15 protein-coding genes and 1 pseudogene are annotated in these 15,019 nt (G+C 72.5%); 6 read left to right on the top strand and 10 right to left on the bottom strand.

The annotated features are described in order from the left end of the window. Window positions 1-123: 123 nt before the first annotated feature. Window positions 124-231, bottom strand: a pseudogene (locus ACGF12_RS08525) (daunorubicin/doxorubicin resistance ABC transporter ATP-binding protein DrrA); the annotation flags it as partial. Between the two features lie 10 nt (window positions 232-241). Further along, window positions 242-1,453, bottom strand: a complete 1,212-nt coding sequence (gene ilvA, locus ACGF12_RS08520; RefSeq protein ID WP_393027244.1) for a threonine ammonia-lyase — start codon at window positions 1,451-1,453, stop codon at window positions 242-244. 122 nt (window positions 1,454-1,575) lie between these two features. On the opposite strand from ilvA, the gene ACGF12_RS08515 reads away from it, so the two are divergent. Then, the gene (locus tag ACGF12_RS08515; RefSeq protein ID WP_393027242.1) at window positions 1,576-2,058 is read left to right on the top strand and encodes a MarR family winged helix-turn-helix transcriptional regulator; all 483 of its coding nucleotides are present in this window, start codon (window positions 1,576-1,578) and stop codon (window positions 2,056-2,058) included. 5 nt (window positions 2,059-2,063) lie between these two features. Here the strand turns inward: ACGF12_RS08515 and ACGF12_RS08510 are convergent, their stop codons facing one another. Further along, on the bottom strand, window positions 2,064-3,218 hold the full coding sequence (locus ACGF12_RS08510; RefSeq protein ID WP_380612138.1) for a cystathionine gamma-synthase: 1,155 nt from the start codon (window positions 3,216-3,218) through the stop codon (window positions 2,064-2,066). 106 nt (window positions 3,219-3,324) lie between these two features. Here ACGF12_RS08510 and msrA point away from each other — a divergent pair, with 106 nt between their 5' ends. Next, complete coding sequence (msrA, locus tag ACGF12_RS08505) at window positions 3,325-3,987, top strand: peptide-methionine (S)-S-oxide reductase MsrA (RefSeq protein WP_393027240.1); 663 nt, start codon at window positions 3,325-3,327, stop codon at window positions 3,985-3,987. Window positions 3,988-4,124: 137 nt separating this feature from the next. Beyond that, entirely contained in the window at window positions 4,125-4,487 is a 363-nt protein-coding gene (locus ACGF12_RS08500; protein WP_393027238.1) for a cupin domain-containing protein, read from the top strand. 10 nt (window positions 4,488-4,497) lie between these two features. Here the strand turns inward: ACGF12_RS08500 and ACGF12_RS08495 are convergent, their stop codons facing one another. The 5 genes from ACGF12_RS08495 to ACGF12_RS08475 all read right to left on the bottom strand — a co-directional run bounded on the left by ACGF12_RS08495 (window position 4,498) and on the right by ACGF12_RS08475 (window position 9,679). Next, window positions 4,498-5,325: a hypothetical protein gene (locus tag ACGF12_RS08495; RefSeq protein WP_393027236.1), complete on the bottom strand. Its 828-nt coding sequence runs from the start codon at window positions 5,323-5,325 to the stop codon at window positions 4,498-4,500. Further along, entirely contained in the window at window positions 5,322-5,873 is a 552-nt protein-coding gene (locus tag ACGF12_RS08490) for a SigE family RNA polymerase sigma factor (RefSeq protein ID WP_393027234.1), read from the bottom strand. The genes ACGF12_RS08495 and ACGF12_RS08490 overlap by 4 nt, the downstream gene beginning before the upstream one ends. Before the next feature lie 65 nt (window positions 5,874-5,938). Next, entirely contained in the window at window positions 5,939-7,237 is a 1,299-nt protein-coding gene (locus tag ACGF12_RS08485) for an Ig-like domain-containing protein (RefSeq protein WP_393027232.1), read from the bottom strand. A gap of 202 nt (window positions 7,238-7,439) precedes the next feature. Continuing rightward, on the bottom strand, window positions 7,440-7,778 hold the full coding sequence (locus tag ACGF12_RS08480; RefSeq protein ID WP_393027230.1) for a hypothetical protein: 339 nt from the start codon (window positions 7,776-7,778) through the stop codon (window positions 7,440-7,442). 497 nt (window positions 7,779-8,275) lie between these two features. Further along, window positions 8,276-9,679 (bottom strand): cystathionine beta-synthase, encoded by a 1,404-nt coding sequence (locus tag ACGF12_RS08475; protein ID WP_393027228.1) that lies wholly within the window; start codon window positions 9,677-9,679, stop codon window positions 8,276-8,278. Between the two features lie 213 nt (window positions 9,680-9,892). On the opposite strand from ACGF12_RS08475, the gene ACGF12_RS08470 reads away from it, so the two are divergent. The 3 genes from ACGF12_RS08470 to ACGF12_RS08460 all read left to right on the top strand — a co-directional run bounded on the left by ACGF12_RS08470 (window position 9,893) and on the right by ACGF12_RS08460 (window position 13,503). Continuing rightward, window positions 9,893-10,999, top strand: a complete 1,107-nt coding sequence (locus tag ACGF12_RS08470; protein ID WP_393027226.1) for an SGNH/GDSL hydrolase family protein — start codon at window positions 9,893-9,895, stop codon at window positions 10,997-10,999. 63 nt (window positions 11,000-11,062) lie between these two features. Next, window positions 11,063-12,283: an acetyl-CoA C-acetyltransferase gene (locus tag ACGF12_RS08465; protein ID WP_393027224.1), complete on the top strand. Its 1,221-nt coding sequence runs from the start codon at window positions 11,063-11,065 to the stop codon at window positions 12,281-12,283. A 290-nt stretch (window positions 12,284-12,573) separates the two neighbouring features. Further along, window positions 12,574-13,503 (top strand): hypothetical protein, encoded by a 930-nt coding sequence (locus ACGF12_RS08460; protein WP_393027223.1) that lies wholly within the window; start codon window positions 12,574-12,576, stop codon window positions 13,501-13,503. A gap of 91 nt (window positions 13,504-13,594) precedes the next feature. Here the strand turns inward: ACGF12_RS08460 and ACGF12_RS08455 are convergent, their stop codons facing one another. Continuing rightward, window positions 13,595-13,963, bottom strand: coding sequence for a hypothetical protein (locus tag ACGF12_RS08455; RefSeq protein ID WP_393027221.1), 369 nt, complete (start codon window positions 13,961-13,963; stop codon window positions 13,595-13,597). An 89-nt stretch (window positions 13,964-14,052) separates the two neighbouring features. Continuing rightward, window positions 14,053-14,919, bottom strand: coding sequence for a Bax inhibitor-1/YccA family protein (locus ACGF12_RS08450; RefSeq protein ID WP_393027219.1), 867 nt, complete (start codon window positions 14,917-14,919; stop codon window positions 14,053-14,055). Window positions 14,920-15,019 lie beyond the last annotated feature (100 nt).

The following is a 15,019-nucleotide window of genomic DNA, read 5'->3' as shown; positions in this document are numbered from 1 at the left end:
GGCCGTTGTTACTTACCCTCAGGGGCGGCCCCCCCCGCGGTGGACCCGCCCCATACCCCCGGGGGCGGCGGCCCCGGCGGCCCGGGACCCGCGCCACCGCCCTCGGGCGTTCCGTGCCGGAAAGGCACGAGCGGCGCGGGTGCTCATCCGGTAGAGCTCGCCGACCGTCGTGAGGTTCTCGAAGCCGGCCAGGTACTCGTCGACCGCCGCGTACCGGCCGGACAGCCCGATCCGGACAGCCTCAGCTGGAGACCACGTACCCCGCGTCCCGCAGCTCGCCGACCACCAGCGCGCAGTGCTCCGGCCCCTTGGTCTCCAGGTGCAGGTCCACCTCGACCTCGGTCAGCCCCAGCCGGGGGTCGATCCGCACATGGGCGACGTCCAGCACATTGGCATCCACCCTGGTCAGCACGCCCAGCAGGTCCGCCAGCGAACCCGGCTTGTCCGCCAGGCGCACCCGCAGCGACAGGTAGCGCCCGGCCGCCGCCAGCCCGTGCCGCAGCACCCGCTGCATCAGCTGCGGGTCGATGTTGCCGCCGGACAGCACCGCCACCACCGGGCCCTCGAAGGAGTCCGGCTGCTCCAGCAGCGCCGCGATCGGGGCCGCCCCGGCCGGCTCGACCACCAGCTTCAGCCGCTCCAGGCCGAGCAGCAGGGCCCGCGACAGCGCGTCCTCGGAGACCGTGCGGATGCCGTCCGCCAGCGTGTTGACCACCTCGAACGGGATGTCCCCTGGGCGCCCGACCATGATCCCGTCGGCCATGGTGCCGAAGTGCTCCAGCGACACCGGCCGCCCGGCCGCCAGCGAGGGCGGGTACGCGGCCGCGGCCGCCGCCTGCACCCCCACCACCCGGACGTCCGGTCGCAGCGGCTTGACCGCTGCCGCGATCCCGGCCAGCAGCCCACCGCCGCCCACCCCGACCAGGATGGTGCGCACCTCGGGGCACTGCTCCAGGATCTCCAGGCCGACGGTCGCCTGGCCGGTGACGATGTCCCAGTGGTCGAAGGGGTGGATGAACACCGCGCCGGTCGCCTCCGAGTACCGCTGCGCGGCCAGCAGCGCCTCGTCCACGGTGGCGCCGTGCAGCCGCACCTCGGCGCCGTACTCGCGGGTGGCCGCGACCTTCGGCAGCGGCGCCGCGACCGGCATGAAGACCGTGGAGCGCACCCCCAGCAGCGAGGCCGCCAGCGCCACCCCCTGGGCGTGGTTCCCGGCGCTCGCCGCCACCACCCCGCCGGCCCGCTGGACCGGCGAGAGCCCCGCGATCCGCACGTACGCCCCGCGCAACTTGAAGGAGCCGGTGCGCTGCAGGTTCTCGCACTTCAGGTGGACCGGCGAACCGATCAGCCCGGACAGGTGCCGGCTGCCCTCCATCGGGGTCACCCGGGCGACCCCGGCGAGCATCTTCTGGGCCCCGCGGACGTCGTCGAGGGTGAGCGGCCAGTTGTGCATGATCCCAGCGTAGGGGTCGCGACACCGCCAATCGGGGACGTCGGGGCTGTTCCCGGGTCCGCCCCGCCCGCGTACGCTGCTGCTTCTGAGACTCTCTCACCGCACGACGATCGTGAGCCGCGATGACGACGACCTCGCCCCAGGCCACCGACCGAACCGAGCCCGTGCACACCCAACTCCAGTACCAGCTGGCGGTGTTCGCCCGCCGGATGGAACAGGTCCGAACCTCCGGCGGCGGCGTCGCCGCGCTGGACCGGGCCGCCTACCTGCTGCTCGACCGCCTGGAGCGGCACGGGCCCGTGAACGTCAAGGCGCTGGCCGAGGCGCTCGGAGTGGACTCCTCCACGGTGACCCGCCAGGTCGCCCCGCTGGTCGCGGCCGGACTGGTCGGCCGGGTCCAGGACCCGGCCGACCGCCGCGCGGTACGCCTCGCGCTGACCCCGGGCGGCACCGGCCGGCTCGCCGAAGTCCGGGACGGCCGGGCCGAGTTGACCCGCCGACTGACGGCCGGCTGGCCGCCCGAGGAGCAGCAGGCGTTCTGCGCCCTGCTGGCCCGCTTCAACCACGCGATGGAGTCGTACACGGCGGACCAGCAGGGGCAGTAACCCGCTCAGCCCAGCGCCTGCTTGAGGTCGGCCAGCAGGTCGTCGACCGACTCGATGCCGACCGAGACGCGCACCAGGTCGGCCGGCACCTCCAGCGGCGAACCGGCCGCCGAGGCGTGGGTCATCCGGCCCGGGTGCTCGATCAGCGACTCCACGCCGCCCAGCGACTCGCCCAGGGTGAACAGCTGCGCGCGGTTGCAGACCTCGACGGCCGCCTCCTCGCCGCCGGCGACCCGGAACGAGACCATGCCGCCGAAGGCCTTCATCTGCTTGGCGGCGATGTCGTGGCCGGGGTGCTCGGGCAGGCCCGGGTAGAGCACCTGGCTGACCTTGGGGTGGCTCGCCAGCAGCTCGGCGACCTTCTCCGCGTTGGAGCTGTGCCGGTCCATCCGGACGCCCAGCGTCTTGATGCCGCGCAGCACCAGCCAGGCGTCGAACGGGCCGGAGACGGCGCCCATCGCGTTCTGGTGGTACGCGACCTCCTCGCCCAGGCCCGCCTCGGCCAGCACCAGCGCACCGCCGACGACGTCCGAGTGGCCGCCCATGTACTTGGTGGTGGAGTGCACGACCGCGTCCGCGCCGAGCGCGATCGGCTGCTGCAGGTACGGGCTGGCGAAGGTGTTGTCGACCACCAGCAGCGCCCCGGCACCGTGCGCGACCTCGGCCAGCGCGGCCAGGTCGGTGATGCCCAGCAGCGGGTTGGACGGGGTCTCCACCCACACCGCGCGGGTGTTGGGGCGCAGCGCGGCCCGGACGTCGTCCAGGTTCTGGGTGTTGGCGACGGAGAACTCGACGCCCCAGCGGGTCAGCACCTTGGCGAACAGCCGGAAGGTGCCGCCGTAGGCGTCGTTGGGGATCACGATGTGGTCGCCCGGCTTGAGGATGGTGCGCAGCAGGGTGTCCTCGGCGGCCAGGCCGGAGGCGAAGGCGAGGCCGCGGGCGCCGCCCTCCAGCGCCGCGAGGCACTCCTCCAGCGCGGTGCGGGTCGGGTTGGCGCTGCGGCTGTACTCGTAGCCGCCCCGCAGGCCGCCCACCCCGTCCTGCTTGTAGGTGGACACCTGGTAGATCGGCGTGACGACGGCCCCGGTCTGGGGGTCTGCTTCCTGACCCGCGTGGATGGCGAGGGTCTCGAAGCCCTGGGGAAGCTGGTGCTCGGTCATGGCTCCGAGCCTAGTGGCCGTACGCCGGCGCGCTCGCCGGAATCCGCGGACCGCCCGGTGCGTTGAATCCAGGGCAACCCTCCCTAGCCCGCTGGAGCAGGCCGTGATGTTCAGCCGCGACAAGACCTCGCTCGTCCCCGCCGACCAGGCGCTGCCCGGCCGCCAGGTGCCGGCCTTCACCTTGACCGAGCCGCACACCGTGCTCGGCCACCCGCTCACCGGGCCGTACCCGGAGGGACTGGAGGTGGCCGACTTCGGGCTGGGCTGCTTCTGGGGCGCCGAGCGCACCTTCTGGCAGCTGCCCGGCGTCTGGACGACGTTGGTCGGCTACCAGGGCGGTTACACCCCGAACCCGACGTACGAGGAGGTGTGCAGCGGGCTGACCGGGCACACCGAGGCGGTCCGGGTGGTGTTCGATCCGGCCGTGGTCTCGTACGAGCGGCTGCTGAAGGCCTTCTGGGAGGCGCACGACCCGACCCAGGGCAACCGCCAGGGCAACGACGTGGGCACCCAGTACCGCTCCGCGCTCTACACCCACTCCCCCGCCCAGGCCGCCGCCGCGACCGCCACCCGGGACGCCTTCCAGCCCGCGCTGACGGCGCTCGGTTTCGGCTCGATCACCACCGAGATCGCCCCGGCCGGCCCGTTCTACCCGGCCGAGCCGTACCACCAGCAGTACCTGTCCGAGGCCAAGAACCCCAACGGCTACTGCGGTCTCGGCGGCACCGGCGCCTCCTGCCCGATCGGTGTGGCCCGCACCCGGGGCTGACCGGTCGCATCCGGGCCCGACCGGGGCCGGGCACCCGAGGTGACCGCTCCCGGGCCCGGGCGCAGACTGGAATGGCCGGCGAGTCCGGCCCGGCCACTCGCTGGCGGCCGGGCCGGACTCGTGGAGAGGAGCGCGCCATGTCCGGTCTCTACCGACGGAACTTCGACGATCCCGAGGAAGTCCGCCTGTTCGAGGAGGGCACGGGGGAGCTGCGCCTGGTCAACCTGGACGCCGGCCCGGTCGGCAGGGCCGTGTTCCAGCCGGGGTGGCAGTGGTCCAAGCACGTGAAACCGATCGCCAGGACCGACAGCTGCCAGGCCGCCCACCTGGGGTACGTGATCTCGGGCCGGATGCGGATCGTCATGGACGACGGCCAGCAGACCGACTTCGGCCCCGGCGACTTCATGGTCTGCCCGCCCGGCCACGACGCCTGGATCCTGGGCGACGAGCCGTGCGTGATCGTCGACTGGCAGGGCTTCGCGGACTACGCGAAGCGGTGAGCGGTACGGCTCAGAGCGTGGCCGGGGCCCGGTCGTGGGTCCCGTCCGTCCGGTAGGCGGGGTTCTCCGCCACCAGCTTGCCGTCGGCGTCGTAGCCGGCGACGGTGGTGCCGATCTGTTCGTGCCCCTTCGGCTCGGGGGCCTTGTGGGGCAGGACGACGTAGTACGCCGCCCAGTCCTTCATCCCGGGCGCGGTGACCAGGGTGGCGACATAGGGCTTGCCGTCCCGGAAGGCGACCAGCCGGGCCGGGGTCACGGGGCCGAGGAACATGCCGAACAGCACGTCGTGGTCGGCGTTCTCGGCGCCCTGGGTGTAGATGTTCGGCTTGCTGTGGTCGAGGTTGTCGCTGGTGACGTCCCGGCAGCCGAAGGTGCTGCGCCAGACGCCGTCGGGCCCGCGGGACTCGTCGCAGCGCTGGGTCGGCGTGACCCAGATCCGGGTGCCGTCGATCACGTCGATCTTCTCCCCGACCCCGACCCGCCGCACTGGCGAGAGCGGCAGCGCGGACGCCGTCGGGGTCGCGGTCGGGGCTGGGGTCGTGGTCGGGGTCGGAATCGTGGTTGGGGTCGGGGCGGCCTCCGGGGCCAGGGCGGCCGCCGCCGGGGGCGTCATCGCCGCCCCCGCCTCGGCCGCGACGTCCCCGACGTGCCGGGTACTGCCCGCCGTCACCGCCGTCACCCCGCAGACCAGCGCCACCGCGAGCGCGGCCGCCCCGGCCCCCGCCCTGCGCCGGAGCCGGCGGCGCCGGGCGCCGAGGATCACCGCCCCCGGGTCCGGCCCGGGCGCCAACGGGTCCTCGTCCTTGAGCAGTTCTCCGAGTCTGTCCTCGAAGCTCATACCGTCACCTCGATGTCCGTCATGGGACCCGCCGCTCCGCCGGTGCGGTCGGCGAGTTCGGGGAGTGCGCGCAGCTTCGACAGCGCCCGGTGCAGGGTGCTCTTCACCGTGCCGGGGGCGACGCCCAGTTCGGCCGCGATGGCGGCCTCGGAGAGGTCCCCGTAGTACCGCAGCACGACGACCGTCCGTTCCCGGCGGGTGAGCGCGCCCAACGCCTGGTGCACCAGCGCCCGTTGGGCCTGCAGCTCGGCGAGGTCCTCCGCCAGCGGCCGGTCCGGGGTGTGGTCGGTGGGCAGCTCTCGGTTGCGCAGCCGGCGCCACCAGTCACGGTGCTGGTTGACCACGATCCGGCGGACGTATGCGGTGGGGTCGTCGCCGGTGATCCGGTGCCAGTGCAGGTAAGCGCGTTCCAGCGCGGACTGCACGATGTCCTTGGCCCGCTCCGGGTCGCCGGTCAGCAGCTCCGCCGTCCTCAGCAGTTGGCGGCCGCTCCCGGCGACGAACGCGCTGAACTCCGCGTCCCGTCGCTGTCTCTGCTCGCGTTTCACACCCACCTGACTCCTCGGGCGGGCCGCGAGGTTCGGTCCGCCCGGGGAGAAGTTTCAGGTGACGGTCAGACCGCGCTGCCGGCCTTCCAGTCGGCCCAGCTCAGGTTCCAGCCGTTCAGGCCGTTGTCCGGGGCGACGGTCTTGTCGCCGGAGTTCACGACCTCGACCACGTCGCCGACCATCGAGGACTTGTAGAACTTGAAGCCGTCCGTGCTGCTGTCCTGCGCGCCCTTGGCGTCCTGCAGGCCGACGCAGCCGTGGCTGGTGTTCTGGCCGCCGAAGATCGACGGCGAGGACCAGTAGTTGCCGTGGACGAAGGTGCCCGAGGTGGTGAGGCGCTGGGCGTGCGGCACGTCGGCGATGTCGTACTCGCTGCCCAGGTTGACGGTCTGCGAGTTCATCCGGGTCTGGGTGAACTGCTCGGAGATGACCATCTTGCCGCCCCAGGTGGTGTGCTCGGGGGCGCCGCCGGAGATCTTGTAGACGGCGCTGACCTGGCTGTCCGTGGTGACGGTGAGCTTCTTGGTGGCGAGGTCGGCGACGCTGGTCTGGGCGCGGCCGATGGTGAAGCCCACGTCCTTGGACTGGGTGCCGAACACGCCCTTCGCGCCCTCGACGTCCTTGAGCCGGAGCTTGAGGGTGACCTTGGTGCCCTTGGCCCAGTACTCCTGCGGCCGGAAGTCGAGCCGGGTGCTGGAGAACCAGTGCCCGACGATCTCGACGCCCGGCTCGGCTATCACGGTGATCGCCTGCTGGACGGCCTTGCGGTCGGTGATCGGCTTGCTGAAGTTGATCGAGACCGGCATGCCGACGCCGACGGTCGAGCCGTCCTCGGGGGTGAAGTAGCCGACGAAGGTGTTGGCCGGGGTCGCCGTGGTGAAGGTCGCGTTGGCGTCCGCCTCCAGCTTGTCCTTGTCGAGGGCGGTGGCGGTGACGGAGTACTTGGTACCGCTGGCCGGGGCCGCGGCCGAGGTCCAGCTGGTGTTGTCCGAGGAGAGCTGGCCGGCCAGCTCCTTGCCGGTGGAGTCGGTGACCTTGACGGTGCCCAGGGTACCGTTGGCGACGGTCACCTTGACCGGGTCGCTGAAGCTGGCGCCGGTGGCGCCGTCCGCCGGGCTGACGGTGATGACGGCGGCCGAGGTCTTCGGGGCGCCGCTCCCGCCGCCCTGGCCCGGGGTCGCGCCGGCTCCGGAGCCGCCGGATCCACCGCTGCCGCCGCTGCCGCCGCTGCCGCCGCTGCCGCCGCCACTGTTGTCGTTGCAGGCCGCCAGCAGCAGCACCGGAGCCCCGATCAGGCCCGCGAGCACTCCGCGTCGGCTCCAGTTCCCTCCGGCCACCCGCCCCTGACCGTCCTGTGCCGTCACGTCGCGTCTCCCTGCTGATCATCCCGGGCATTTACGGATACAGAAACGCAATCCACCCGTTCACGGTTCCATCACCGAAGGGTAAGTGATCGTATGAGACGACCCAACTTCCCGGCGAACATGGACAAAACGCCCAGCCCGCCGAAGCGGACCGGGCGTTCACGAGCGGCCACGGTACGAGCGGCCACGGTACGGACGGCCGTTACTCGGCCGACTCGTCCACGGCGTACTCGTCCCACTCCTCGTTCTCGGGGTCGAACTCGGTCTGCGCCGACTCCCAGGTCGCCGAGGCGAGCTCGACGCCCGGAACGTCGCCGAGCAGCGCGACGGGGTCGATGAAGTGGGCGAGCGAACCCGACGGGTCCACCTCGATGGCGTCGACGGACTGGGCCCGCTCCTCGTCGTCGAGGTACTCGTCCTCGGCGACCTGCTTCAGGGCGGCCGCCTTGAGCGCGCCCTCGTCGGTGATCTCCGCGATCAGCTCGATCTTGAGCTTGACGTAACGCGGGGCGTCCTGGTCGGTCGTTTCAGTGCTGGTCATGCGTGCGAGCGTACGGGACGACGGAGCGACGGGTTGCCGGGGCGCACAGAAGGCCTGGGCGCACGGGAAGGGCCGGCCCCTCGGAGAAGGACCGGCCCCACCGTCTCTCCGCATCGGCTCCCCCACCCGGGAGCCGCGGAGACGCGCCGTACGGCGCGGTGTGCGCCGCGGGAGCCGCCGCACCCTGTCGACCGGCCGGAGCCGGACAGGGGCGGGACGACGGCGCCTCCCGCGGAGGGCCCCTCCCTCCGATGCCGGTCGGGGAGGGCGGACACGACGGGCCGGGTCAGGACCGTCCGACGCGTCCGGAGCCGACCGCGGCCACCGGGGAGCCGCTCCCGGTGGGCCGCCGCCGTCTCGCTCGGCGTCTTGCCGTTGACCACCACGATGCCGGAGCGTTGTTAACCACGTGCTGCGGGCAGGTGACGCCGGTGTACCACTTCGCCCGTGGACGAACCCACCGGATCCGTGCACGGGCGAAGCGGGGTGACCGAGCGTCAGTGGGCGGTGCCGCGGGTGGTCAGGAAGCCCAGCAGGTCCTGGCGGGTGACGATGCCCTGCGGCTTGCCCTCCACCAGCACGACCGCCGCGTCGGCCTTCTCCAGCACGGTCATCAGGTTGGTGACGGTCTCACCGGAGCCGACCACCGGCAGCGGCTTGGACATCACCTTGTCCAGGGTGTCGGTGAGCTCGATCTCCTTCGCGAAGATGCCCTCCAGCAGCAGCTTCTCCACCACCGAGCCGATCACCTCGCCGGCCATGATGTCCGGGTGCCCGGCGCCCGGGGAGACCACCGGCATCTGCGAGACGCCGTACTCGCGCAGCACCCGGACCGCCTCGGCGACCGTCTCGTTCGGGTGCATGTGGACGAACTGCGGGACGCCGCCCTGCTCGATGCTCTCCTTGCGGCCCAGCACCTCGCCGATGTGGGCCTCGTCGGTGGCCGAGGGCAGGAAGCCGTAGTCGGCCATCCAGTCGTCGTTGAAGATCTTCGACAGGTAGCCGCGGCCACCGTCCGGCAGCAGCACCACCACGACGTCGTCCGGCCCGAGCCCGCGGGCCACCTCCAGCGCGGCCACCACGGCCATGCCGCAGGAGCCGCCGACCAGCAGGCCCTCTTCCTTGGCCAGGCGGCGGGTCATCTGGAACGAGTCCTTGTCGGAGACGGCGACGATCCCGTCCGCGACGTCGCGGTCGTAGGCGGTCGGCCAGAAGTCCTCACCGACGCCCTCGACCAGGTACGGACGGCCGGTGCCGCCCGAGTAGACCGAGCCCTCCGGGTCGGCGCCGATGACCTTGACCTTGCCGCCGGAGACCTCCTTCAGGTAGTTGCCGGTACCGGAGATGGTGCCGCCGGTGCCGACGCCCGCCACGAAGTGGGTGATCTTCCCCTCGGTCTGCTCCCACAGCTCCGGGCCGGTGGAGTGGTAGTGCGAGGCCGGGTTGTCCGGGTTGGAGTACTGGTCCGGCTTCCACGCGTTCGGGGTCTCGCGGACGAGACGGTCGGAGACGTTGTAGTACGAGTCCGGGTGCTCCGGGGCGACGGCGGTCGGGCAGACGACCACCTCGGCGCCGTACGCGCGCAGGGTGTTGATCTTGTCGGTGGACACCTTGTCAGGGCAGACGAAGATGCACTTGTAGCCCTTCTGCTGGGCCACGATCGCCAGACCGACACCGGTGTTGCCCGAGGTCGGCTCCACGATCGTGCCGCCCGGCTTGAGGGCGCCCGAGGCCTCGGCGGCCTCGATCATGCGCATCGCGATGCGGTCCTTCACCGAGCCGCCGGGGTTGAAGTACTCGACCTTCGCCAGCACTGTCGCGCTGATGCCCTCGGTGACCTTGTTCAGCTTGACCAGCGGCGTGTTGCCGACCAGGTCGATGATCGAGTTGTGGTACCGCACGGGGGTCCTCCCGGTCTATGGGCATGCGAGTGCTTTCGGTAAGGCAAAGCCTAGGGCGTGGGCGCCGCCCCGGAGCTCCCCTCCGGCGCACCTCCCCCAATGGCTCACCCCCGCCGCCGCCTCCGGTACTGCCGCCCCCCATCCGGGTAAGACCGCTGTGCAGGCGGTGCGCGTCCTCCGAGGGGCGGCACGAGGACGCGAAGGGGGCACCGGATGCCAGGCGCACGGGACTCGCGGGCTCGGGTGGCCCGCCGGATCGCCACCGCGGCGGCGTACGGCGGCGGCGGGCTCGGCCTGCTGGGGGTGGGCCTGGTCGGCCTGCTGCTGACCGAGAGCAGACTCGCCATCCAGGCCATCGGCGTCCTGGAGACCGTCCCGCCCAAGGCCGACGGCGTCTACGGCGAGGCCTTCGCCGACCGCTCCGCCGCCCCGCAGCCGCCGCTGGTGCTGGCCGTCCTCGGCGACTCCACCGGCGCCGGCCTCGGCGTGGCCCGCGCCCGCGAGACCCCGGGCGCGCTGCTGGCGGCGGGCCTGGCCTCGGTGGCCGAGCGCCCGGTGCAACTGGTCAACGTGGCCCGCTCCGGCGGCCGCTCCGCCGACCTCTCCGGCCAGCTGGAACAGGCGCTGCCGCACCGCCCCGATGTCGCCGTGATCATGATCGGCGCCAATGACGTGACCCGGCACAGCCCGGCCCAGGTCGCCGTCCGTCAGCTCGGCGAGGCCGTCGCCGCCCTGCGCGCCAACGGCTGCGAGGTGGTGGTGGGCACCTGCCCGGACCTCGGGACGATCAAGCCGGTGCGTCCGCCGCTGCGCTGGGTGGCGCGGCGGCTGAGCCGCCAGCTGGCCGCCGCGCAGACCATCGCGGTGGTGGAGGCGGGCGGCCGGACCGTTTCGCTCGGCTCGCTGCTGGGCCCGGAGTTCGCCGCCCGCCCGGAGATGTTCGCCGCCGACCGCTACCACCCCTCCGCCCAGGGGTACGCCACCGCCTCGATGGCCGTCCTGCCCTCGGTCTGCGCGACGCTCGGCCTGTGGCCGGAGGAGGAGCGCCCGAGTGCCCTGGTCCCGGGCGGGACGGTGCTGCCGGTCGCGGTGGCCGCCGCGACGGCCGCCGGACGGGCGGGCACCGAGGTGGCGGCCGTGGAGGCGGAGGGCGCGGGCCGGCGCTGGGCCTTGTTGAGGCATCGGCTGCGGATCGGCCTGCCGGGCCCGGAGGGCGGGAAAGAAGCTGGTGGGGATCCCGATGGGGGTCCCGGCACGGATCCCGACACGGACCCCGGGAACACGTCGGCCAGCTCACACGCTGGAGCCGGTGACGCCTGAATGACTAAGCGGTAGCTTACCTCCCGGACCGCCAGTCCGTCGTCACTCAGCGAGGAGCCCGCCATGCCCGAAGCCGTCATCGTCAGCGCCGCCCGTTCGCCGATCGGCCGGGCCTTCAAGGGCTCGCTCAAGGACGTCCGCCCGGACGACCTGACCGCCCACATCATCCAGGCCGCCCTGGCCAAGGTCCCGCAGCTCGACCCGCGCGAGATCGACGACCTGATGCTCGGCTGCGGTCTGCCGGGCGGCGAGCAGGGCCACAACCTGGCCCGCATCGTGGCCGTGCAGATGGGCATGGACTACCTGCCCGGCGCCACCATCACCCGGTACTGCTCCTCCTCGCTGCAGACCACGCGGATGGCACTGCACGCGATCAAGGCCGGCGAGGGCGACATCTTCATCTCGGCCGGCGTCGAGACCGTCTCACGCAGCGTCAAGGGCAGCTCTGACGGCCTGCCTGGCACCATGAACCCGATCTTCGACGAGGCCCAGGCCCGCACCAAGAAGCGCGCCGAGGAGGGCGGCGGGGAGTGGCACGACCCGCGCGAGGACGGCCTGCTGCCGGACGCCTACATCGCGATGGGCCAGACCGCCGAGAACCTGGCCGCGCTCAAGGGCATCACCCGCGCCGAGCAGGACGAGTTCGGCGTCCGCTCGCAGAACCTCGCCGAGGCGGCGATCAAGGCCGGCTTCTGGGAGCGCGAGATCACCCCGGTCACGCTCCCGGACGGCACCGTGGTGAGCACGGACGACGGCCCGCGCGCCGGCGTCACCCTGGAGGGCGTGTCCGGCCTGAAGCCGGTGTTCCGCCCCGACGGCACCGTCACCGCCGGCAACTGCTGCCCGCTCAACGACGGCGCCGCCGCGCTGGTCATCATGTCCGACACCAAGGCCCGCGAGCTCGGCATCACCCCGCTCGCCCGGGTGGTCTCCACCGGCGTCAGCGGACTCTCCCCCGAGATCATGGGCTACGGTCCGGTCGAGGCCTCCAAGCAGGCGCTCAAGCGGGCCGGCCTGACCATCGGTGACATCGACCTGGTCGAGATCAACGAGGCCTTCGCCGCCCAGGTGATCCCCTCCTACCGCGACCTCGGCATCGACCTGGACAAGCTGAACGTCAACGGCGGCGCCATCGCGGTCGGCCACCCCTTCGGCATGACCGGCGCCCGGATCACCACCACGCTGATCAACTCCCTGCAGTGGCACGACAAGCAGTTCGGCCTGGAGACCATGTGCGTCGGCGGCGGCCAGGGCATGGCCATGGTCATCGAGCGCCTGAGCTGACCCCGCCGAACCACTCCGAACGGTCTGGAGCACCCGTTTGGAGTGACGTAGCGTGATTGAGGGCCGGATCACACCGCGAGGTCGATCCGGCCCTCTTCCCGTTCGCTCCCGGCCCGGAGATCGACACTGCGGAGTGGATCAACTCCACTGCGTAGAACGGTGTTACCTAACAATTTGGGGACAAGGCCGAAAGTCTTGGACGAATTAGACATTCGCCACTGCGGTAACAGCACCGCATGCGGCAGTGTGGACACGTAACCCCGTTCCGCTCCTCGCTAGGAGTACGTTCCGTGAGCGCCGTCTACACCATCCTGCTGCTGGTCCTGATCGCCGTGTCGACCGCCGCGCTGCTCCACCTCCGGGGACTCTCCCGCCGGCTGGACGCGCAGGCCGCGCCCGCACCGGTCGACGAGGCCGCGATACGCCGGGCCGTCGCCGAGGCGCTCGCCGCCGACCGTGAGCGGGAGATCACCGAGGCCCGGGCGTTCTGGGCCGAGCAGGAGGCCCGCGCGGCCGAGGACGCGCCACTGTTCGACTCCCCCTTCACCGGGGTGTTCACCGGCACCGAGGAGTGGCCGCTGTTCTTTCCCCGCCCCACCGGCCCGCAGGACGCCGCCGACAACGCCGGGACGATGGACCCGGAGTTCGGCGAGGCGCTGCGCTCCGCGCTGGAGGACCTGATCAACGAGGGCGGCACCGGCCCGGCCGAGCCCGGCACCGAGGGCGGCGCGCCGCTGCGCCCCGGCCACCCGGTCGGCGAGACCACCAAGGACGCCCGGGCCCGCCGCGAGGCCGACCTGCTGGCCACCGGTCTGGAGGCCGGGCTGCTGGACACCGAGCCGGCCGTGGCGGACGCCCCGGTCGCCGCGCCCGACCCGCGCCGCCACCCCTCGCACCCCGACTTCGTGCCGAGCCAGGCGCCGTCCCGCGAGTGGACCGACACCCGGCTGGCCGCCCTCGCCGAGGAGGCCGTCGCCCTGGTCGACGTCCGCCCGGGCCCGCTGGGCACCCTGGACGTGTACGCCTTCGCCGACGGCACCACGCTGTGCGTGGCCCCGGGCGACCGGGAGGCCGCCTACCGGCTGATCGACGCGGTCCGCGCCGGTGAGCACGTCCGGCTGCTCGGCGGCTCGCGCTTCTCCGGCTCGTACTCGCTGACCTTCTCCACCGACGAGGAGGCCGTCTACGTGCTCGCCGACCGGGTGGTCGCCAGCATCTGACGCCACCTCGGCCGCACGACGCGCCGAAGGCCGGCCGGGTCCAGGAGTCACCGACCCGGTCGGCCTTCGGCACATCCGCGCCCGTACCGACTCAGGCGCAGAGCTCGGCGGTCTCCCGCACCGCGGCCACCGCCCCGGCCAGTACCTCGTCCACGGTGGCCGGCCCCTCCGGCAGTGCCACCACGGCGCCTCCGGGCAGCGCCGCGAGCGCGGCCGCCAGGTCGTGCCCGGCGACGGCCAGCTGGTCCCCCACCGCGAAGGCCCCGGCGTCCGGGAACTCCCGCTGCGGCCCGCCCTCCGCCGCCAGCGCCGGCGCGGCCAGCCGCCGGGCCAACGCCAGCACGGCCGCCGCCCGCGAGGCGTGCCCGGGCACGGCGCCCAGCAGCTTGCTCTGGGGCAGCGAGCGGAAACGATCCGCCAGTTTGTCGACGGCTTCGACCAGGGGCTGTACGTCATGCATGCAGTCGAGCCTAGAACAGCGGAAAGCCGCCGGGCCCCGGAGCGGTTCGCTCCGGGGCCCGGCGGCAGTGGTACGGCGGGGACTGGGCGTCAGTCGTCGCCGCGCAGGCTCGCGATGAGGCGCAGCATCTCGAAGTAGATCCACACCAGCGAGAAGGTGAGCCCGAAGGCGGCGCGCCAGGCCTCCTCCTGCCGGGCGCCCCGGGCGATCGCCTCCTCGACCTCGTTGAGGTCCAGCGTCAGGTAGAACGCGCCGATGGCGATGCCGAGCAGGCCGATGCCGACGCCCAGCGGGCCTCCCCAGGTGTTGAGGCCGCCGCCGAACGCCCAGGCGATGCAGTTGATCAGCAGCAGCACCGAGAAGCCCAGGCCGATCGCGAGGCCGATCCGGCGGTACTTCGAGCTGATCCGGAGCCGACCGCTCTTGTAGACGTAGAGCGTCGCACCGAAGACCACCGCCGTCCCCAGCACCGCCTGGATCGCGATGCCGGACCAGATGGTGTTGAGGGCGTGGGTGACCGCACCCAGCGCGAAGCCCTGGAACGCCGCGTAGGCCAGGACCAGGGCGGGGCTGATCTTCTCCCGGAACTGGACGACCAGACCGACGATCGCGGCGACCAACGAGGCGCCGACCGCGAAGCCGAAGTTCTCGAACGGCAGCGTGAACCAGGCCACCGCACCGGCCGCGACCACGGTCAGCAGCGTCATGGCTGTGCGGGCGACCACGTCGTCGAGCGTCATCCGCCCGGTGGCCGTCGGGCCGGCCGACGGCCCGTTGTAGATCTGGTACAGCTGCTCGTCCGTCAGCGGGCCCTGCCCCTGCGGCTGGGCGTAGGGGGTGCCTGCGTAGGGGTTGCCGTACTGGCTCCCGGCCTGCGAGGCGGTACCGAACCCCGCGTAGCCGGGCTCGCGGGTGAAGGACCCCTCCCGCGAGAAGACCGGGTTGCTGCTTCTCATTGCTCATTCCCTCCGTGGCGGCACTGCACCGCCCGCGCACCAGGGTAATGGCTTGGCAAAAGATTCGGGATACGCCGCGAGGAGGATACGGTGAACGACT

The sequence above is a fragment of the Kitasatospora sp. NPDC048296 genome (assembly GCF_043201815.1).
In the GTDB taxonomy this organism is placed as follows: Bacteria; Actinomycetota; Actinomycetes; order Streptomycetales; family Streptomycetaceae; genus Kitasatospora.
The sequence above is the reverse complement of the archived record's forward strand: the minus strand, read 5'-3'. Positions and strand labels throughout refer to the sequence as shown.